The 19761-nt window shown below is 72.5% G+C and carries 15 protein-coding genes and 1 pseudogene; 7 read left to right on the top strand and 9 right to left on the bottom strand.

Annotated features, from left to right (window positions below):
- The first annotated feature begins 78 nt into the window (after positions 1-78).
- The 6 genes from CNQ36_RS01180 to CNQ36_RS01155 all read left to right on the top strand — a co-directional run bounded on the left by CNQ36_RS01180 (position 79) and on the right by CNQ36_RS01155 (position 8800).
- Entirely contained in the window at positions 79-1233 is a 1155-nt protein-coding gene (locus CNQ36_RS01180) for a CaiB/BaiF CoA transferase family protein (protein WP_121544557.1), read from the top strand.
- Positions 1233-2258: an LLM class F420-dependent oxidoreductase gene (locus tag CNQ36_RS01175; RefSeq protein WP_121544556.1), complete on the top strand. Its 1026-nt coding sequence runs from the start codon at positions 1233-1235 to the stop codon at positions 2256-2258. Before CNQ36_RS01180 ends, CNQ36_RS01175 begins: the two co-directional genes overlap by 1 nt.
- On the top strand, positions 2255-3403 hold the full coding sequence (locus CNQ36_RS01170; RefSeq protein ID WP_121544555.1) for an acyl-CoA dehydrogenase family protein: 1149 nt from the start codon (positions 2255-2257) through the stop codon (positions 3401-3403). The genes CNQ36_RS01175 and CNQ36_RS01170 overlap by 4 nt, the downstream gene beginning before the upstream one ends.
- A 76-nt stretch (positions 3404-3479) precedes the next feature.
- Complete coding sequence (locus tag CNQ36_RS01165; RefSeq protein WP_121544554.1) at positions 3480-4694, top strand: acetyl-CoA C-acetyltransferase; 1215 nt, start codon at positions 3480-3482, stop codon at positions 4692-4694.
- Positions 4695-4745: 51 nt separating this feature from the next.
- Complete coding sequence (locus CNQ36_RS01160; RefSeq protein ID WP_121544553.1) at positions 4746-6926, top strand: 3-hydroxyacyl-CoA dehydrogenase NAD-binding domain-containing protein; 2181 nt, start codon at positions 4746-4748, stop codon at positions 6924-6926.
- Positions 6927-6967: 41 nt separating this feature from the next.
- On the top strand, positions 6968-8800 hold the full coding sequence (locus CNQ36_RS01155) for an AMP-dependent synthetase/ligase (protein WP_121544552.1): 1833 nt from the start codon (positions 6968-6970) through the stop codon (positions 8798-8800).
- A gap of 57 nt (positions 8801-8857) precedes the next feature.
- On the opposite strand, the gene CNQ36_RS01150 is transcribed toward CNQ36_RS01155, so the two are convergent.
- From CNQ36_RS01150 to nadE, 8 genes and pseudogenes are all read right to left on the bottom strand, one after another.
- The gene (locus CNQ36_RS01150; RefSeq protein WP_121544551.1) at positions 8858-9766 is read right to left on the bottom strand and encodes a class I SAM-dependent methyltransferase; all 909 of its coding nucleotides are present in this window, start codon (positions 9764-9766) and stop codon (positions 8858-8860) included.
- Positions 9767-9818: 52 nt separating this feature from the next.
- Positions 9819-10919: an NAD(P)-dependent alcohol dehydrogenase gene (locus CNQ36_RS01145; RefSeq protein WP_121544550.1), complete on the bottom strand. Its 1101-nt coding sequence runs from the start codon at positions 10917-10919 to the stop codon at positions 9819-9821.
- A complete protein-coding gene (locus CNQ36_RS01140; protein ID WP_121544549.1) occupies positions 10916-12325 on the bottom strand; it encodes an aldehyde dehydrogenase family protein in 1410 nt (469 codons plus the stop codon). Before CNQ36_RS01140 ends, CNQ36_RS01145 begins: the two co-directional genes overlap by 4 nt.
- A gap of 8 nt (positions 12326-12333) precedes the next feature.
- Positions 12334-13086 (bottom strand): (5-formylfuran-3-yl)methyl phosphate synthase, encoded by a 753-nt coding sequence (locus CNQ36_RS01135; RefSeq protein ID WP_004936483.1) that lies wholly within the window; start codon positions 13084-13086, stop codon positions 12334-12336.
- A gap of 198 nt (positions 13087-13284) precedes the next feature.
- Complete coding sequence (locus CNQ36_RS01130; protein ID WP_121544548.1) at positions 13285-13914, bottom strand: class I SAM-dependent methyltransferase; 630 nt, start codon at positions 13912-13914, stop codon at positions 13285-13287.
- Between the two features lie 82 nt (positions 13915-13996).
- A complete protein-coding gene (locus CNQ36_RS01125; RefSeq protein ID WP_228312889.1) occupies positions 13997-15316 on the bottom strand; it encodes a DUF5933 domain-containing protein in 1320 nt (439 codons plus the stop codon).
- A 209-nt stretch (positions 15317-15525) separates the two neighbouring features.
- Positions 15526-16064: pseudogene (locus tag CNQ36_RS01120) on the bottom strand (AraC family transcriptional regulator N-terminal domain-containing protein); the annotation flags it as partial.
- Positions 16065-16301: 237 nt separating this feature from the next.
- Complete coding sequence (gene nadE / locus CNQ36_RS01115; protein WP_004936495.1) at positions 16302-17132, bottom strand: ammonia-dependent NAD(+) synthetase; 831 nt, start codon at positions 17130-17132, stop codon at positions 16302-16304.
- Between the two features lie 180 nt (positions 17133-17312).
- Between nadE and CNQ36_RS01110 the strand changes: the two genes are divergently transcribed.
- Positions 17313-18707 (top strand): Mucin-2, encoded by a 1395-nt coding sequence (locus CNQ36_RS01110; protein WP_121544547.1) that lies wholly within the window; start codon positions 17313-17315, stop codon positions 18705-18707.
- Between the two features lie 45 nt (positions 18708-18752).
- On the opposite strand, the gene CNQ36_RS01105 is transcribed toward CNQ36_RS01110, so the two are convergent.
- Positions 18753-19718 (bottom strand): LysR family transcriptional regulator, encoded by a 966-nt coding sequence (locus CNQ36_RS01105; protein ID WP_121544546.1) that lies wholly within the window; start codon positions 19716-19718, stop codon positions 18753-18755.
- Positions 19719-19761: the final 43 nt, after the last annotated feature.

Below are 19761 nucleotides of genomic sequence, written 5' to 3'. Positions count from 1 at the left end.
CGCTTCTACGTTTTAGCGAACGCTCAGTAAGTCCCCGGTCGGCGGCGGCGGGACCGCCCCGCACCGAGAAAGGAACCCATGAGCCCGTACTCCACCGACCCTCCCGGCCACGCCACCGCGGGCCCGCTGGACGGTGTGCGAGTGGTCGAACTGGCGGGGATAGGCCCCGGCCCCTTCGCCGCGATGCTGCTCGCCGACCTGGGCGCGGATGTGGTGCGCGTGGACCGGCCGGGCCCCTCGCCGCTCGGCGGCGATCCGGCCCGCGACGTGACCAACCGCAACAAGCGCTCCGTCCTGGTGGACCTCAAGTCGCCCGAAGGGCCGCCCACGGTACGGGCGCTGGCGGCGCGCGCCGAGATCCTCGTGGAGGGATACCGGCCCGGTGTCGCGGAGCGGCTCGGAGTCGGCCCCGACGACTGCATGGCGGTCAACCCCGCGCTGGTGTACGGCCGGATGACCGGCTGGGGGCAGCGAGGCCCCCTCGCGTCCCTGGCCGGACACGACATCGGCTACATCGCCACCGCCGGCGCCCTGTCCATGATCGGCGCGCCGGACGGACAACCCGTCGTCCCGGCCAACCTGCTCGGCGACTACGCCGGCGGCTCCCTCTACCTGACCACCGGCGTCCTCGCCGCGCTCCTCACCGCCCGCGCCACCGGCCGCGGCCAGGTGGTGGACACCGCGATCGTGGACGGCACCGCACACCTCACCGCCATGTTCTGGGGAATGCTCGCCGAGGGCACCTGGCAGGACGCCCGGGGCCGCAACCTGCTCGACGGGGGCTGCCCGTACTACGGCGTCTACGAGACCGCCGACGGCTGCTGGATGGCGGTGGGCGCGCTGGAACCGCAGTTCTACGCGGTGTTCGTCTCCTTGCTCGGCCTGCACGACGAGGACCTGCCGGACCGCGCCGACCCGCTCAACTGGCCCGGGTTGCGCGCCGTGTTCACCGCCCGCTTCAAGACCGCCACCCGTGCGGAGTGGACGGCCCTCTTCGAAGGCACCGACGCCTGCGTCGCGCCCGTGCTCTCGCTGCGCGACGCGGCCGGCCACCCGCACCTGACCGCCCGGGGCACCTACACCGAGGCGTACGGCATCACCCAGCCCGCCCCCGCCCCCCGCTTCTCCGACACCCCCGGCACCCTCCGGCTGCCCCCGGCCGTCCCCGGCGCGCACACCCCCGACGTGGCCCGCGACTGGGACGTCCCCGAACTGCTGAAGGACCACCGCTGATGGAACTGTCCACACCCCTGGTGTACGCCGGCGACCCACGCGCCGCCGCCGACCGGGCCGCCGCTCTGGAGTCCGCGGGGCTCGACGCCGTCTGGGTGGCCGAGGCCTACGGCTTCGACTCCCCGACGATCATGGGCTATCTCGCCGCGCGGACCGAGCGGATGCGGATCGGCTCCGCCATCCTCAACGTCTACTCACGCACCCCCGCCCTGATCGCCCAGACCGCCGCCGGACTCGACGCCCTCACCGGCGGCCGCGCCCTCCTCGGCGTCGGAGCCTCCGGCCCGCAGGTCGTCGAGGGCTGGCACGGCCGCCGCTACGACCGCCCGCTGGGCCGCACCCGCGAGGTGATCGGGCTGTCCCGGCGGATCTGGCGGCGCGAGGTGATCGAGCACCACGGCATCACCGACCTGCCCCTGCCCGCGGAGAAGGGCGGCACCCTCGGCAAACCCCTGAAGCTGCTCACCCACCCGGTCCGCGACACCATCCCCGTGTACGTCGCGGCGCTCGGCCCGGCCAACGTCCGGATGACCGCCGAACTCGCCGACGGCTGGCTGCCGTTCCTCTACGTCCCGGAGCACGCGGCCAAGGTCTGGGGCGGACCCCTCGCCGAGGGCGCCGCACGCCGCGACCCGGCGCTCGGACCGCTGTCCGTCGTCGCGGGCGGACTGCTCGCCATCGGCGACGACGCCGAGGCCGTCCGCGACCTGATGCGCCCCACCGTCGCCCTCTACGTCGGCGGCATGGGCGCACCAGGCCGCAACTTCTACCACGACCTGGTCTGCTCCTACGGTTACGAGTCCGCCGCGGCCGCCGTCCAGGAGCACTACCTGGCGGGCCGCAAGAGGGACGCGGAGGCCGCCGTACCGGCCGAGCTGCTGGAACTCCTCTGCCTGGCCGGCCCCGAGGGCTACGTCCGCGACCGCGTAGAGGTCTTCCGTGAGGCAGGCGTGACCATGCTCAACGTCACCCCCGTCGGTCCCGATCCCGCCCGGCTGGTCGAACGCGTGAGGAGTTGGCTGTGACCCTGGAACGAGACCTGTACGGCCCCGACCACGAGGCCTTCCGCGAGACCGTGCGGACCTTCCTCGCCAAGGAGGTGGTCCCGCACCACGAACGCTGGGAGAAGGACGGCGTCGTCGACCGTGAGGTGTGGCGCTCGGCGGGCAGGCAGGGCCTGCTGGGCATGGCCGTCGCGGAGGAGTACGGCGGCGGAGGGACCGGCGACTTCCGCTACAGCGCCGTACTCATCGAGGAGTTCGCCCGCGCGGGCGCCTCCGGGCTCGCCCTGAGCCTGCACAACGACATCGTCGGGCCGTATCTGACCCGGCTCGCCACCGGGGAGCAGAAACGGCGCTGGCTGCCCGGCTTCACCTCCGGCGACCTCGTCACCGCCATCGCCATGACCGAACCCGGCGCCGGTTCCGACCTGCAGGGCATCCGCGCCACCGCCACCGACCAGGGCGACCACTACCTGCTCAACGGCGCGAAGACCTTCATCTCCAACGGCATCCTCGCCGACCTCGTGGTCGTGGTCGCCCGCACCACCCCCGAAGGCGGCAGCGGCGGGCAGAGCCTGCTCGTCGTCGAGCGCGGCATGGCGGGCTTCGAACGCGGCCGCAACCTCGACAAGATCGGCCAGAAGGCACAGGACACCGCCGAGTTGTTCTTCAACGACGTGCGCGTCCCCAAGCAGAACCTGCTGGGTGAGGAGAACCAGGCCTTCGCCTACCTCATGGGCAACCTCGCACAGGAGCGGCTGGCCATCGCCGTCGGCGCCGCCGCCGCGGCCGAGGAGACCCTCGCCGTCACCACGCGGTACGTCAAGGAGCGCGAGGCGTTCGGGCGACCGCTGGCGAAGCTGCAGCACATCCGGTTCGAGATCGCGGAGATGGCCACCGAGACCGCGGTCACCCGCACCTTCCTGGACCGCTGCGTCGCCGAGCACAGCCAGGGCCGGCTCGACGCCGTGCACGCCTCGATGGCCAAGTGGTGGGCCACCGAACTGCAGAAGCGGCTCGTCGACCGCTGCCTCCAGCTCCACGGCGGATACGGCTACATGAGCGAGTACCGGGTCGCCAAGGCCTTCGTCGACAGCCGCATCCAGACCATCTACGGCGGCACCACCGAGATCATGAAGGAGATCATCGGCCGCTCGCTGCTCGCCTGAGCGCCGGTCGGTCCCACTCGCCGGCACCCGCGCCACGTCCGCGGCCCGCTGCACAATGACAGGAAAGGCACCCAAGGTGAGCACCGAAGCGTACCTGTACGACGCGATCCGCACCCCGCGCGGTCGCGGCAAGGCCGACGGGGCCCTGCACGGCACCAAGCCGATCGACCTGGTCGTCGGCCTCCTCCACGAGACCCTCCGCCGCTTCCCGGACCTCGACCCGGCGGCGATCGACGACATCGTCCTCGGTGTGGTCAGCCCCCTGGGCGACCAGGGCGCGGACATCGCCCGCACCGCCGCGGTCCTCGCGGGTCTGCCGGAGACGGTGGCAGGAGTGCAGGAGAACCGCTTCTGCGCGTCCGGCCTCGAAGCCGTCAACATGGCCGCCATGAAGATCCGCTCAGGCTGGGAGGACCTGGTCTTGGCGGGCGGCGTGGAGTCCATGTCGCGCGTCCCGATGGGCAGCGACGGCGGCGCCTGGGCGCTGGACCCGCGTACCAGCCACGCCACCGGATTCGTGCCGCAGGGCGTCGGCGCCGATCTGATCGCCACGCTGGAGGGCTTCTCCCGGCACGACGTGGACTGCTACGCCGCGCTCTCCCAGGAGCGGGCCGCCGCCGCGTGGAAGGAGGGGCGCTTCGACCGTTCCGTCGTCCCCGTCCGGGACCGCAACGGGCTGCTGCTCCTCGACCACGACGAGCACATCCGGCCCGGCACCACCGCGGAGAGCCTGGCCGCGCTCCGGCCGTCCTTCGCCCGGACCGGCGAACTCGGCGGATTCGACGCGGTGGCGCTGCAGAAGTACCACTGGGTGGAGCGGATCGACCACGTCCACCACGCGGGCAACTCCTCCGGCATCGTCGACGGCGCCGCCCTGGTCGCCCTCGGCAGCCAGGAAGCCGGCGAGCGGCACGGCCTGACCCCGCGAGCCCGGATCGTCTCCGCCGCGGTCTCCGGAGCCGATCCCACCATCATGCTGACCGGGCCCGCGCCCGCCTCCCGCAAGGCGCTCGCCAAGGCCGGACTCACCGTCGACGACATCGACCTGGTCGAGATCAACGAGGCGTTCGCGGCGGTCGTCCTGCGCTACGTCAAGGACATGGGACTGGACCCCGACCGGGTCAACGTCAACGGCGGCGCCATCGCCATGGGACACCCCCTCGGCGCCACCGGCGCGATGATCCTCGGCACCCTCGTCGACGAACTGGAGCGCCGCGGCCTGCGGTACGGGCTGGCGACCCTGTGCGTCGGCGGCGGCATGGGCATCGCCACCGTCGTGGAACGCCTCTGACCGGCGCCGTCCGCCTCCGCCGCACGTTCGCCTTCACGGGAGACATCAGCCATGGACACCACCACACGCCCCACCACCATCCGCTGGGAAGAGTCCGACGACCACGTCGTCACCCTCGTCCTCGACGACCCGGACCAGTCCGTCAACACCATGAACGCCGCGTTCATCGACTCGCTGGACGCCGTGGCGGCGCGGCTCGCGGAACGCCGCGACGCGATCCGGGGCGTCATCGTCACCTCCGCCAAGAAGAGCTTTTTCGCCGGCGGCGACCTGCGCGACCTGATCTCCGTCAGCCCCGGGACCGCGGAGGCCTCCTTCGAGGCCGGGATGCGCGTCAAGCGCTCGCTGCGGGTCCTGGAGACCCTGGGCAAGCCGGTCGTCGCCGCCCTCAACGGCGCGGCGCTGGGCGGCGGTTACGAGATCGCCCTGGCCTGCCACCACCGGGTGGTCCTGGACAGCCCGGCCGCCCGCGTCGGACTCCCCGAAGTGACCCTGGGCCTGCTGCCCGGCGGCGGGGGAGTGACCCGCACGGTCCGCATGTTCGGCGTGACGGACGCCCTGCGGAAGGTTCTGCTGGAGGGCACCCAGTACGGACCGGCCCGCGCGCTGGAGGCCGGCCTGGTCGACGAGATCGCCGCCGACCCGTCCGAACTCCTGGCCCGGGCACGGGCGTTCGTCGACGCCCACCCGAGCTCCGCACAGCCCTGGGACGCACCCGGCCACCGCATCCCCGGCGGCACCCCCTCGCACCCGGAGCTGGCCGCGCAACTCCCTTCCCTGCCAGCACTGTTGAAGAAGACGGGGGGAGCCCCCTACCCGGCCCCGCGCAACATCCTCGCGGCGGCCGTGGAGAGCACCCAGGTCGACCTGGACACGGCCTTCGAGGTGGAAGCCCGGTACCTGACGGAACTGGTCACCGGACAGATCACCAAGAACATGATCCAGGCGTTCTTCTTCGACCTCCAGGCGGTCAATTCGGGAGCCGGCCGCCCCAAGGGCGCCGCCCCGCGCAAGGTGACCAGGGTGGCCGTGCTCGGCGCGGGCATGATGGGCGCCGGCATCGCCTACTCCTGCGCCAGGGCGGGCATCGACGTCGTCCTGAAGGACGTCTCCGCGCAGGCGGCGGCGCAGGGCAGGTCCCACTCCGAGACGCTGTGCGCCAGGGCCGTCGCACGCGGCGCTTCGACGCGGCAGCAGGCGGACGCGCTGCTGGCACGCATCACCCCGACCGCGGACATCCAGGACCTGGCCGGCTGTGACGCGGTGATCGAGGCCGTCTTCGAGGACACCGGCATCAAGCACCAGGTGTTCCAGGAGATACAGCAGGTCGTCGCCCCCGACGCGCTGCTCTGCTCCAACACCTCCACCCTGCCCATCACCGTCCTCGCCAAGGGGGTGGAGCGGCCCCGGGACTTCATCGGCCTGCACTTCTTCTCGCCGGTCGACAAGATGCCCCTGGTGGAGATTGTGAAGGGCGAGAAGACGGGGGACGAGGCGCTGGCGCGGGCCTTCGACCTGGTGCGGCAGATCCACAAGACGCCGATCGTCGTCAACGACTCGCGCGGCTTCTTCACCTCCCGGGTCATCGGCCGCTTCATCGACGAGGGCGTCGCCATGGTCGGCGAGGGCATCGAACCCGCCTCCGTCGAGCAGGCCGCCGCCCAGGCCGGCTACCCGGCGAAGGTCCTCAGCCTGATGGACGAACTCACCCTCACCCTCCCGCGCAGGATCCGCGAGGAGACCCGCCGCGCGGTCGAGGCGTCGGGCCGCGAGTGGGAGCCGCACCCCGCGGACGCCGTGGTGGACCGCATGATCGACGACTTCGGCCGCCCCGGACGGTCCGGCGGCGCGGGCTTCTACGACTACGTCGACGGCAAGCGCGCCGGGCTCTGGCCGGGACTGCGGGAGCACTTCACGGACCCCGCCGGGCAACCCGCCGACCTGACCGGGATGAAGGAGCGGATGCTCTTCGTCGAAGCGCTGGACTCGGTGCGCTGCCTGGAGGAAGGCGTGCTGACCTCGGTGGCGGACGCCAACATCGGCTCGCTGCTCGGCATCGGCTTCCCGCCGTGGACGGGCGGCGTGCTGCAGTACATCAACGGCTACGAGGGCGGGCTGCCCGGCTTCGTGGCCCGCGCCCGTGAACTGGCGGAGAAGCACGGCGACCGCTTCGCCCCGCCCGAACTGCTGCTGCGCAAGGCCGAGCGGGGCGAGACCTTCACCGACTCCTGATCCGCTCCGAGCGTTCCCCTTCGACCCGCAAGGAGGCCCCGATGACATCAGCACCCCGCACCACCGGCGACCTGCCCGGCGCCCCCGCCGACCGGACCCTGCCGCAACTGCTGACCCGAAACGCCCGCGAGTACGCCCAACTCCCGGCACTTTCCTGGCAGTCGGCGGATTCGGACGGCAACTGGACGACGCTCGGCTGGGGGGAGATCGACGAGCACACCCGCGGCCTCGCCGCCGGCTACCGGGCCCTCGGCGTCGGCCGCGGTGATCACGTCCTGCTGATGATGGCCAACCGGTCCGAACACTGGCTGTCCGACCTGGCGCTGGTCCGCCTCGGCGCGGTCCCGGTCAGTGTCTACGGCACCGCGGCCCCCGAGCAGATCACCCACATCGCCCGCAACTGCCGGGCCCGCCTCGCCGTCGTCGAGGGGGCCGCCCAGGTCGCCCTGTGGGAGCCCCTGCTGACCGACGCCGACACCCCGCTGGAACGGCTGGTGGTGGCCGAGGCGGGGGCCGAGAAGGACCACTTCCCGTACGCCGCGCTGCTGCGCGAACCGCTGCCGGAGCAGTTCGCCAAGGAACTGGACGCCGCCCGCCCCGAGGATCCGCTCACCGTCGTCTACACCTCCGGCACCACCGGCGAGCCCAAGGGCGTCGTCCTCACCCACCGCCAGGTGATGTCCAACGCCCTCGCCCTGGACGCCGTGGTGGAACTGCCCCCGCACGTCGAGCACATCTGCTACCTGCCGTTCGCCCACATCGCCGAGCGGATGCTGGGCATCTACCTGCCCTGCCACCGGGCCTCGCACGTCCATCTCTGCGCCGACCCGACACGTGTCGGCGAGGTGGTGCGCAAGGTACGGCCCGCGCAGTTCTTCGGCGTGCCGAGGATCTGGGAGAAACTCTCCGCCGCCGTACGGGCCGTCCTCTCGCTGATGCCGCCCGAGCAACGGGAGGCCATAGACCAGGCGTTCGAGACAGGCCGTGAGCACGTCGGCTACCGCGAGCGGGGCGAGACGCCGCCCGCCGATCTCGAGGAGCGCTACGACCGCGCCCGCAAGGACGTACTGCTGCCCCTGCTGGCCGCGGGCGGCCTGGACCGGGTGACCTGGTCGGCGAGCGCGTCGGCGCCGATGCCGATCGACGTGGTGCGCTTCTGGGCCGGATTCGGCATCGTCATCATGGACGCCTGGGGACTCACCGAGACCACCGGCGTGGCCACCAGCAACAGCCCGAAGACCGGCTTCCGGCTCGGCTCGGTGGGACGCCCGGTCGACTCCGTGGAGATCCGCGTCGCCGAGGACGGCGAGATCCTGGTCCGGGGCTCGTCCGTGTTCTCCGGTTACCTCCAGGCGGACGGCTCGGTGCGGTCCGCCCTCGACGCCGACGGCTGGCTGGCCACCGGCGACATCGGCCGGATCGACGAGGACGGCTACCTCTGGCTCACGGACCGCAAGAAGGAGATGATCGTCACCTCCACCGGCAAGAACGTCTCGCCGGCACTGGTGGAGAACGCGCTCAAGGAACACCCCCTGATCGGCCAGGCGCTCGTACACGGCGACAACCGCTCCTACCTGGTCGCCCTGCTGGTGCTCGACGCGGAGGCCGCCCCCGCGTGGGCCGCGGCCCACGGCGTCGAGACGGAGGGCGGACTGACGGGGCTGGTGGAACACCCCGCCGTCCGTGCGGAGGTGGACCGTGCGGTGGCCGCCGCCAACACCCGGCTCAACCGCACCGAGCAGGTCAAGCGGTACGAACTGCTGGCCGAGGAATGGGGCCCGGCGACCGGCGAGCTGACCCCGTCGCTGAAGATGCGGCGCCGCGTCATCCGGGACAAGTACGCCGGCGAGCTGTCCGGTCTCTACCGGGACTGACCCGGACCGCGTTCCGTCCGGGCCCGTGCCCGCACGGGCCCGCGGGCGTCGCAGCACTCACACCGGGGGCTTGTCCGCGAACACCCAGCGGTTGCCCTCCAGGGCGTCGTTCCCCTCGGGCAGGGGACCGCGCCCGTGGCGGTGGGTGAAGTCAAAGGGGGTGTGAACCGATGTCGACCAGCCCCTGTCCGCCAGGTCCCCGGCGGAGTCGGGCCGCGGCTCTCCGTCGAAGAGGTGCAGCAGGTCGATGCCGATCTGTTCCCTTGTCGAGGTGTAGAGCGGGCTGTCGCGGTACTCCCTCAGGTCCTTCTCGATCTTGACCTCGAAGGCCAGGGCACTCCCGCCCGTGCTCAGCCGGTCCACCGTGCCGATGAGACGGGTCTCGACGGCACGGGGCAGGTAGAAGAGGAGCCCTTCCGCGAGCCACGCCGTCGGTCGGGTCGCGTCGAATCCGGCGTCGGTCAGTGCCCCCGCCCAGTCGGCGCGCAGATCGACCGGAACCGGTACCCGCGCCGCCGCCGTCGGAGTGGCCGACAACGCGCTGAGCACCGCGTGCTTGAACGCCAGCACACCCTCCCTCTCGACCTCGAAGACGACGCAGCCCGCGGGCCAGTCGAGCCGGAACGCCCGCGAATCCAGTCCCGCACCGAGCAGGACCACCTGGCGCACGCCCTCGCTCACCGACCTCAGGAGGAAGTCGTCGAGGACTCTCGTGCGCAGACCGAAGTAGCGCGCGAAACGTCCCCACAGGGGATTGGCGTCCCCGTCCGGAACCTGCTGCGGCCGGACGGGCCAGCCGGCGGACACGGACGAGGCGCGCACGAAGTGCTCCGCGTAGACGTCCTGCGCCAGGCTGTCGTCGCGGTGGGTCTCCAGGGCGCGTGCCGCGGCGACCATGAGAGCGGTCACGCCGACTCCGCCGTCCACACCCTCCCCGCCGGGATTCCGCTGTGCGGTGACGACCATGTGTCCTCCTTGGGTAACGCCAAATCATGGAAGGGAGAGGGCGAGCTCGCGGTCAGCTTCCGCTGTGCGGAATCAGGACGGGTTTGACCACGCGCCCCGCGTCGCAGTCGCGTTCGGCCTCGTTGACGCCGGTGAGCGGGTACGTACGGGTCAGCTGGTCGAAGGGGAACCGTCCGGCCCGCCACAGCGCCGTCAGCCTCGGAATCAGCAGTCCCGGAACCGCGTCCCCCTCGCAGATGTGGGACATCCGCCGGCCCCGGTCCAGGGTCCCCGGTTCGAGGGACAGCGCGGTGTGGAGCCGCGCCACCAGACCGAGGTGGCCGGTCGGACGCAGGGCGCGAAGCGCGTCGTTGATCAGCCGGGCGGAGCCCGTGGTGTCCAGCGCGTACTGCGCGCCGCCGTCGGTCAGCCGCCGGATGCGGCCGGGCAGGTCCGACGACGCGGCGTGCACGGGCAGCGCGTGGAACCGTTCGGCGAGGGCCAGCCGTTCGGGATGCCGGTCGACCGCCACGGTCACCGCCCCGGCGGCCGTGGCCGCCATCACCGCGGCCAGGCCCACCGCCCCCGCGCCGAAGACCGCGACCGTGTCGCCCGGACCGGCGCCGAAGGAGTTCAGCACCGCCCCGGCTCCGGTGAGGAACCCGCAGCCGAGCGGCCCGAGCAGTTCGAGGGGGAGGGACGGGTCGACCCGGACGGCGTTGCGGGCCAGGACCACCGCGTACTCGGCGAACGAGGACTGCCCGAACCACCGCGGAGCCAGTTCGCTCCCGGCGGTGTCGACGAACCGCGCTGTGTTCGTCCCGCGCCCTCCGTACAGGTTGAGCGACGCGAAGGAGTCGCAGTAGGCGGGGGCCGCGTCCTTGCAGGTGCGGCAGTGCCCGCAGGAGTCGAAACTCAGCACGACATGATCGCCGACGCTGAGCCCCGTGTCCGGTCCGCCGACCTCCACCACGATCCCGGAGCCCTCGTGGCCGAGCACCGCCGGCAGCGGCGAACGTCCCGCCGAACGCCGGACCGCGAGGTCCGTCCGGCACATTCCGCAGCCGGCGACGCGCACCAGGACCTCGCCAACGGCCGGCCCCGCCTCCAGGGTCACCTCCTCGACGGTGAAGGGGCTTTCGTACGAGCGCAGTACCGCCGCGCCGAACTTCACGCCGGTGCCTCCTCCGGGCGGTGCACGACGAACGGTCTGAGATTGCCGTGGAGAGCCCACGGGCCGCCCGCGACGCCGACACCGCTCTCCTTGATTCCGGCGAAGGGCTGGGCCAGGGACAGTTCGCCGTGGTGGTTGATCCAGGCCGTCCCGCACTCCAGCCGGTCGGCCACCGCCCCGGCACGGTCGGGATCGGCCCCCCACACCGAGCCGCCCAGCCCGAACCCGGTGTCGTTGGCCGCCCAGACGGCTTCGTCGAGGTCCCGGTACGGCAGTACCGGCAGTACCGGACCGAACTGCTCCTCCGTCACCACCGGGCTGCCGGCCGGCACGTCGGCCAGGATCGTCGGGGCGAAGAAGTAGCCGGGACGGTCCAGTCGGAAACCACCGGCCGCGGCACGGGCGCCGTCTGCCAGTGCGCGGTTCGTGAGGCGCTCGACGCGGGCCAGCTGCGGGGCGTTGTTGACCGGACCCAGCCGGGAGTCCGGGTCGAGCCCGGGGCCGACGACGGCGGTCCTCGCGCGCTGTGCGAGCGCCTCGACCACCTCCGCATGGAGCCGGGCCGGTGCGTAGACGCGCTTGACCGCCATGCACACCTGCCCGCAGTTGCGGAACGCCGCCCAGAACAGCCGGTCCGCGATCCCCTCCACATCCACGTCCTCGAGCAGGATCGCGGCGTCGTTGCCACCCAGCTCCAGGGTGACCCGGGCGAGCGAGGCCACCGCCCCCGCCGCGACGGCCCGCCCGGTGGGGACCGACCCGGTGAAGGTCACGTGCCGGATTCCCGGATGGGACGCGAGGCGGGCACCGAGGGGCTCGCGGCCGGTGACGATCGTCAGCACGCCCTCGGGGAGGGCCGCGGCGACGACGGACCCCAGCAGCCGTGTGGCGAGCGGCGTGTACGGGGACGGCTTGAGCACCACCGTGTTGCCCGCGGCGAGCGCCGGCGCGAACTTCGCCGACGCCAGCTGAAGCGGGAAGTTCCACGGGACGATCGCCGCGACGGAGCCCAGCGGCCGCCAGCGGATCTCGCTGCGCACCGGCCGCCCGTCCGCGATCCGCTGCGGGCCGTGATCCATCCCGGCGAAGTACCGCAGACGGGCGGACGTCCGGGCGACCTCCGCGTACGACTCGGCCAGGGGCTTGCCCTGTTCCCGGGTCAGCAGTGACGCGAGGTCGGTCCCGGCCGCCTCCACGGCGTCGGCCGCCGCGATCAGCGCGGCCGTCCGGGCGGCGGGGTCCTCCCGCCAGCCGCGCCAGGCGGCGTGGGCCCGGTCGACGACGGCGTCCAACTCGTCCGGACGGCAGCCGGGAGCCGTGTCGAATCCTTCGCCCGTCGCCGGATCGACGACGGCGAAGTGTCCTGCCCCGGCTCCGGCCCCGCCGTGGGGAGATCCCGCCGCCATGCCGGCGGTCAGCTCGCGGCGACGGCGGCCGAGTGCTCCCGCACATGCCGGCTCATCTCGGCCCGGAAGGCGGCCACCAGCTCCGGTCGGATCCGGCCGGCATCGCGGTCGCCCCCTTCGCAGACCGCCCCGCGCACCCCGACGATGTCCGTGCGCATCCGCGCCAGTTCGCCCAGGTCGCCGGCCTTGACGCTGCCCGCGAGGGCGGCGAGCAGACCGGCCTCGTGGGCCAGCCGCACGAACTCCGCGCAGACGTCCGGCGGAGTGTGGTCGAACAGCCGTGTCCCGTCCTTGACCGCGGTGTCGAGCATGGCCCCGTCGGAACCGGAACGGCGGGCGATGTCGGGCAGCGCCAACGGGTTGACGCAACCGATCCGGTGGGCGTCGGCGTATCCCGAAGCGACGACGAAGGCGTCCGGCCGGTGGTCCTTCACCGCCCGGACGACGCCACGCATGACGTCGACGGCCTGCTCGGGCGTCGTGCACCCGTAGAGGCCGACCTTGATGTAGGTGGCTCCGGAGACAGCCGCACCGAGCGCGGCCTGGGCCACGGTGCCGGGCTTGTACGGGACGTCCCCCACGGTGGCGGACACCGGCTTGTCCGCGGGAACCGCGTCCCGGATCGCCCTGATGACCCACGGGAAGTTCGCACCGAGCGAGCCCTCATCGGGCTTCTTGACGTCGACGATGTCGAGGTGTTCCGCCGCCTTCGCGCATTCGAGGGCCTCCTCGACACTGTCCGGGGAGATGAGAAGCAACAACGTGGACTCCTTCCACCGCATGCCCGCCCATCGAGGGGCAGGGGTGCGCGGTCGCCGGGATCACTTGCGGTCCGCTCATCTTCACCGCGGTCCGTGGCCGTCGGCAGAGCGCGCGGAGTCCCGCCGGTGCCCCGCCCAGCCACGCGCACCCCTCAGTGCGCCGTCCACGCGGGAGCACACCCGGGGAAGCCGGCCGCCCTAGTGGCGGCGGGCGAGCAGGTGGGAGTCGAGGAAACCCCGCTCGGAGGCCGGGTCGTGGAGCAGCCGGGCGAACGTGACGAGCCCGGCCCCGGCCAGCAGGTCGGCGAACCGGTCCGCCGGCCAGCTGTAGGCGGGCGTCACCTTGTGGTCGAAGCGGACGGGATCGGGCCCGTCGGTTCCGAAGAACGAGACCAGGAGCAGGCCCCCCTGTGCCAGGACGCGCGCCTGCTCCGCGAGCAGGCCGGGCAGTTCCCCGGGAGGGGTGTGAATCATCGAGTAGTGGGCCAGCACTCCGCCGAGCGTGCCGTCCTCGACCGGCAGGGCCTCCATCCGCGCCTCGTCGAACCGCAGCGCCGGATGGGCCCGCCGCGCGTGGTCGACCATGGCGGGGGAGAGGTCGAGTCCGAAGGCGTCCAGGCCCAGGTCGTGCAGCATGGCGGTCAGGTGGCCGGGCCCGCAGCCGACATCGGCAGTGCGCAGGTTCCCCGTTCCGCGCACCAGTTCGGCGAAGATGCCGATCATGTTCCGCGAGAACGGCTGCGTCTCCAGCCGATCGGCGAACAGCGACGCGTACAGTTCGACGACCCCGTCGTAGGCCGCCCTGGTCTCGTCCTGGTGCTCCACCACGGGAAGGAAGTTAACACCCGTCGCGCGCAGCCGTGTTCCCGCCCCGGGCCGGCTCCGGGGCGGGGCGCACGGCAGACACGCCTCAGATCGGTTCGGGTCGCGGTTCCGGTCGCCGCGCCGGTGCGGTCCTCGGCTCCCACCGCGCGGTGGTCCGCACAAAGCCGTGGATCACCGAGGTCATCGCCAGGAGGAGCAGCGGCCCGGACACCCAGGGGTACTCGGCCATCGCCAGCGGCAGGAAGCGGAAGGACAGCAGAAGCGCGGCGAAGACCGTTGCGCCGTAGGCGACCAGCCAGAGCCACGCCCGGTCCCACCCCTGGTCGTAGGCGCGCAGAGCCGCCTCGATCGTGAGCGTGAACACCACGCCGGCGATGAGGTCCACGCCGTAGTGCCAGCCGAATCCCAGCGTCGCGGCCAGCGTGGCGACCAGCCAGAACGTTCCCGCGAACCGCAGCACGCGGGGGCCCTTGCGGGTGTGGATGAAGATGGCGGTGGCCCATGCCGTGTGCAGGCTGGGCATGCAGTTCCGCGGGGTGATCCCGTCGAACGGCATGGGGTACGGGGTGGCGACCGGCGGCAGCGTCCCCGGCCACAGGTCGGCCACGGCCCAGGGCTCGCTGGGCGGCATGTCCGGCGCCCACAGGCTGACTTCCGCCCAGTGCTCGGCGCCCGTGCCGTAGGCGAAGATCGGCCCGACCACCGGGAAGATCATGTAGAAGACCGGCCCGACGAGACCGATCACCAGGAACGTCCGCACCAGGTGGTGGCGCGGGAAGCGGCGCTCGACCGCCACGTGGCGCAGTTGGTACAGCGCGGCGATGACCGCGGCCACCGCGAGGTTCCCGTAGACGAAGTCGAGGAAGTTGAAGCCGATGGAGCCGGTGGCCGTCACGATGCGGCCCGCCAGCCAGGAGGGGTTGCCCAGCGCGTGATCGGCGGTGGCCACGTACTGGTCGAGCACCGTCAGGCGGGTCTTCGAGGTGATGAGCAGCCAGGTGTCACCGGTCTTGCGGCCGGCCATCAGCAGCAGCGCCAGGCCGACGCCCTTCAGCAGCAGGACCCGCTCCCGGCCGGTGCGGCGGGAGACGGCGACGACCGCGGTGCCCAGGATCACCCAGAGGGCGCCGTTGCCGAAGGGGTGGCCGCCGGTCGTCTCGATGCCGGCCGCCCACCGGACCACCAGGAAGGCGAGGTCGATACCGATCGCCGCGCCCACCGCGACGAACCGCTCCCGCCAGGTGAGCACCACCATCATCAACGCCATGGCGGCGTACAGCAGGCCGCCCGACTTGGGGGCGAACACCACCTCCCGTACCTGGTTGGTGATCGGCCCCGACTGACCGTAGTGCCGCGCGGCGAACTCCAGCGCGACGAGGAACCCGAGAGTCACGGCGCCCGCCACGGTCCACAGGACCGTCCGCGGCCGACGCCACGCGGAGACCGCGGGTCTCTGGTTCGTTCCCGAAGAGTCCTGCGAGGGTATGTGTATCAATTTCGGCTGCTTTGTTAGATGTCGGTCATGTCAGGGCGGTCCGTCGGAGCAAGACGGAAGGATCGCGCTCCGGGTTCCGCACGGCTTGGAGCGCTGGGCAGGCACGCCGGTTCCCGGCTTCAGGTCCGCACGCCGGCGGGGGTGCGGACGGTGATGCGCAGGTGTGCCGCGTCCCGGCTCGGGGGCGCGCCGAACTGGCGGCGGTACTCGCGGCTGAACTGCGACGGGTTGTCGTAGCCGACGCGCCTGCCCACTCCGGTGACGTCGCCCGGATGCGTGGCGAGCAGCAGCCGAGCTCCGCGTAGTGCTCGCGGATCCAGCGCACGGTCCGCGAGACATGGCTGAGGCCGCTGTCGGCGAGGCCGAGCCGGCGCACCGCCGTGCCCTGCTCGCCGGTGATCAGACGCCACAGGATCTCGCGCTTGACCAGCGGCGCCGGCACCGCGCGGTCGCGGGGCTCGTCGAGCAGGCGGAGCAGCCGGACCACCGCGTCGAGCAGCGCGGCCGGAGCGTCGCTGACGGCGATTCCCGACGGCACACCGCCACCGGCGGCGCGAGGGGCGTCGCCGGGACCGGCCTGCAGCAGCAGCTCGGCGCCGGCGGAAGGTTCCAGGGTGAGACCGAAGCCCAGGGCCGGCCGCCCGGGGTCGGCCCGGGAGCCCGGGCGGGCATGCCGGGCCGGCAGCGCGCGGAGCTCTTCCAGATGCATGCGCCCATTGCAGCATCCATCGGCACCCCGTCTCCCGCGATCAAGAAGATCGTGCAAGTGACAGCGGGCACCATTCTGCGCGTCCGACCTCGACCTCGTCCAGGTCACCGAGGGCTGGACGAGCGAGCAGGACCACCCACGGACCCGCCACCGACACCCCTGCACACCCCCTTGAGCCCGATGGTCTCAAGGGGCGATGGGCGGCCGGCGCTTGTGGTCGGTGAGGCGATAGCGGTGGACGATGGTGTCGAAGGCCTCCCTGTCCACGGGCTTGCCCTCGAGGAAGTCGTCGATGACGTCGTAGGTCACTCCGAGCGCGTCCTCGTCGGCCTTGCCCTCGTCGAGGCTTTCCAGGTCGGCGGTCGGGACCTTCCACACCAGGCCGGTGGGTGCGCCCAGCGCGTCCGCGAGGGCGCGCACCCGGCGTTTGGTGAGGCCCGCCAGCGGAACCAGGTCCGCGGCCCCGTCGCCGAACTTGGTGAAGAAGCCCGTGAGCGCCTCGGCGGCCTGGTCGGTGCCGACGACGAGGCCGTCCTGCGCGCCGGCCACCGCGTACTGGGCGATCATGCGCTGGCGTGCCTTGACGTTGCCGTGCACGAAGTCTTCGTGCCGGGCGTCGCGGAAACTCACCCCGGCGGTCAGTGTGGCCTCGAGCGCGGCGTCGGCGGCGGGCTTGATGTCCACGGTCAGCACGTGGTCTGCCTTGATGAAGGAGAGCGCGAGCTGGGCGTCGTGCTCGTCGGCCTGGATTCCGTAGGGCAGGCGCATGGCGTGGAACCGTGCCTCGTGTCCGCCGGCCCGCGCCCGTTCCACGGCGAGCTGGCACAACCGGCCCGCGACGGTGGAGTCGACGCCGCCGCTGATGCCGAGGACGAGGGAGCGCAGCCCGGTCGAGGTGAGCCGCTCGGCGAGGAAGGCCACCCGGCGCTCGATCTCCTGTTCGGCCTCGAAGGTTTCGGTGACGCCCAGTGTCCGGGCGATCTCCTGCTGCAGGGCGATGAACGCCGACTCGCTCAAGTCCACTCCTCGTCACCGGCTCACGCTGTGCTGTCCAGGCCCGACTACCCAGGGCCCCTGGCTCGAATCCGGCCGGGGGACCGGGCGCTGCCCGTAGTGATCATGTGCCTGCCGCGGTTCTCCCGTGCATGACACGATGACGGCATGCTCGCATACAGCGACGGGTGGGAGAACTGAGACATGGCCGCCGTCCACTCGTCCGCGCTGGACGGAGTCGCCGCCAACCCAGCCCTCCCCACACCGCTCCTGGTGCGACTCATCGCCTTCGACGGCGGAGGCCACGGCCCGCCCTTCCAGGCCCTTCATCGGCCCGGGCTGCCCGAGCAGGCCGTAGCGGCTGTCCTCACCCACCCGGTCCCCGGCACCCGAGTCCACTTCGCGATGAGCGGCCAGGCGGACGCCGAGCAGCGGGCCCGGCTCGCGCACGACCCGTCACCGCGGGTGCGGGCCGCCGTCGCGGACGGGCCCGAGTGGACCCACGACCCCCGGGCGAAGGTCGATCCGCTGCCCGATGCCGTGTGCCGACGCCTTCTGGAAGACCCCGACCCCTCCGTGCGCAGCGCGCTGTTGCACTCACGTCACTTGGCACCGACCTTCCTCGCCTCCCTGCTCCGCCATGCCGATCCGGCCGCACGACGTGCCGCACTGCGCGTCTGGGACGACCTGACACCGCACGCACGCACCACGCTGCTCGACGACCCCGACCCCGAACTGCGGCGATCAGCCGCGCTGCGCGCGTGCCCCCGCGACGCACGGCTGACGGCGGCGCTGCTCGACGACCCCGCCGCCCTGCCCGAGGTACTGCGCCGGGGACTTCTCGGCCGCGCGGACGCCGAACGGTTCCTCGCCGAGGGCACACACCTGGTCGAGCTCGCCGGAAACCCGTCCCTGCCGGCCGACCTCGTGGACCGTCTCGCGGTCCACCCCGACGACGGAGTGCGGCTGGCCGTTTCCCTCCGGCCCGAGCTGACCGAGGCCCAGCGCGCCGCGATCGACTTCACCGTGGCCCCGCACGCACGAGGGGAGGTGGACTGGGTGGCGGCCGGCATCGCCGACCAGGACGTGCTGCGCCGGGCCGCGACCTCCGCCCACCCCCTGCTGCGCCGCGCCGCGGCCCGCAGCCCTCATCTGTCCCCCGATCTCCTGCGGCTCCTGTCGGAGGACACGGACGCCCTCGTCCACAACCACCTGGCCGTCCATCACCCCGACACCCCGGAGGAGGTCCTGATGAGCGTGTACGCACGGCTCGGCGGAACGTTCTCCGCCTGGATGGCGACCGGCCACCCCCGCTTCCCCCGCGAGGGCCTCGCCGCCCGCTTCGCGGACCATCCGGACGGGATCTACCGACAACTGACGGTCCGCGACCCCGCCGCCGGCCCCGGCCTCATCGAGCGGCTCAGCCACGACCCGGACGTCTGGACGCGCCAGGCGGCGACCCGCGACCCCCGCCTGCCGCTCCCTCGGCTCCGCGAGACCCTCGACCTGCCCGAGCTGGCTTTCAGCGCGGGCGCCAACCCTGCCCTGCCCCCGGTGGAGATGAGCAGGGTCATGGACGAGGCCGGGGTGCCCGTATGACGACGAGCGCCCGGAGCGACGCTGCAGGGGTGCTCGATCCGGTGTTCAGCCGTACACCACCGACCAGGGACGCGGGGTGTCGTCGGGTGGGCGGGCAGTGCCCTCGCGTCGTGGGGTGGTGTGGTGGCGGGCCAGGACGTCGGCGGCGAGTCCGGCGAAGCGGCGGGCAGCCGGGTGGGCTCCGCGGCCGGTGGGCCAGGCGCCGCTGATCCGCACGGTGAGGGGGCGGCCCGCCAGAGGGGACCAGGCGACACGGGGTTCCTTGCGGGCCGCCGGCCCCTGGTCGAAGGCGACTCCGTGTCCCGCCGTCACCAGGGCGAGCAGGAACTCGGGGTTGGAGGCGTGGCGGAGGCGGCCGGGGACGAAGCCCTCGGTGCGGCACACGTCGAGGATGTGGTCGTGCCAGCCGGGTGCGTGTGCGCGCGGGAAGAGCACCAGGTCGTGACCGGAGAGATCGCCGAGCGTCACTTCCGGCAGGCGGGCCAGGGGCGAGGTGCGGGGGAGCACGACCCCCAGGTCCAGTGAGGCAACGGGGCCGAGCCGTAGTTCGGTGGCGTCCACGGGGTGGTGCACGAGTCCGACGTCCAGGCCACCGGAGGCAAGCAGCCGCAGTTGCTCCACGGTGGTGACCTCCTGCAGGTCGACGGAGAGCTCCGGTGCGTGTTCCGCGCAGGCGGAGAGCAACGCGGACAGTACGGCGGCCGTGGTGTCGGGCGGTACGCCCGCGCGCAGGGTGCCGAGGCCGCCGTCGGCGGCGCGGTGGGCCAGGGCGCGCAGCCTCTTCTCCCGGGCGAGGAGATCGTGGGCCTCTTCCAGCAGCGCCGTTCCGGCGGCACTGAGCCGGACGCCGCGCTGTGAGCGGTCGAACAGCTCGGCTCCGAGTTCCTCCTCCAGCCGGCGGATCGCCTGGCTGAGCGGTGGCTGGGCCATGCCCAGACGCTCGGCGGCCCGGCTGAAGTGCAGCTCGTCGGCCACGGTGACGAAGAGACGCAGGTGGCGTAGGAGATCCACGATCAAGGATCCTATGCGCAATGCCGTCCTGCGGGGGAGACGG

Origin of the sequence: Streptomyces fungicidicus, from assembly GCF_003665435.1 — a bacterium.
In the GTDB taxonomy this organism is placed as follows: domain Bacteria; phylum Actinomycetota; class Actinomycetes; order Streptomycetales; family Streptomycetaceae; genus Streptomyces; species Streptomyces fungicidicus.
The sequence above is the reverse complement of the archived record's forward strand: the minus strand, read 5'-3'. Positions and strand labels throughout refer to the sequence as shown.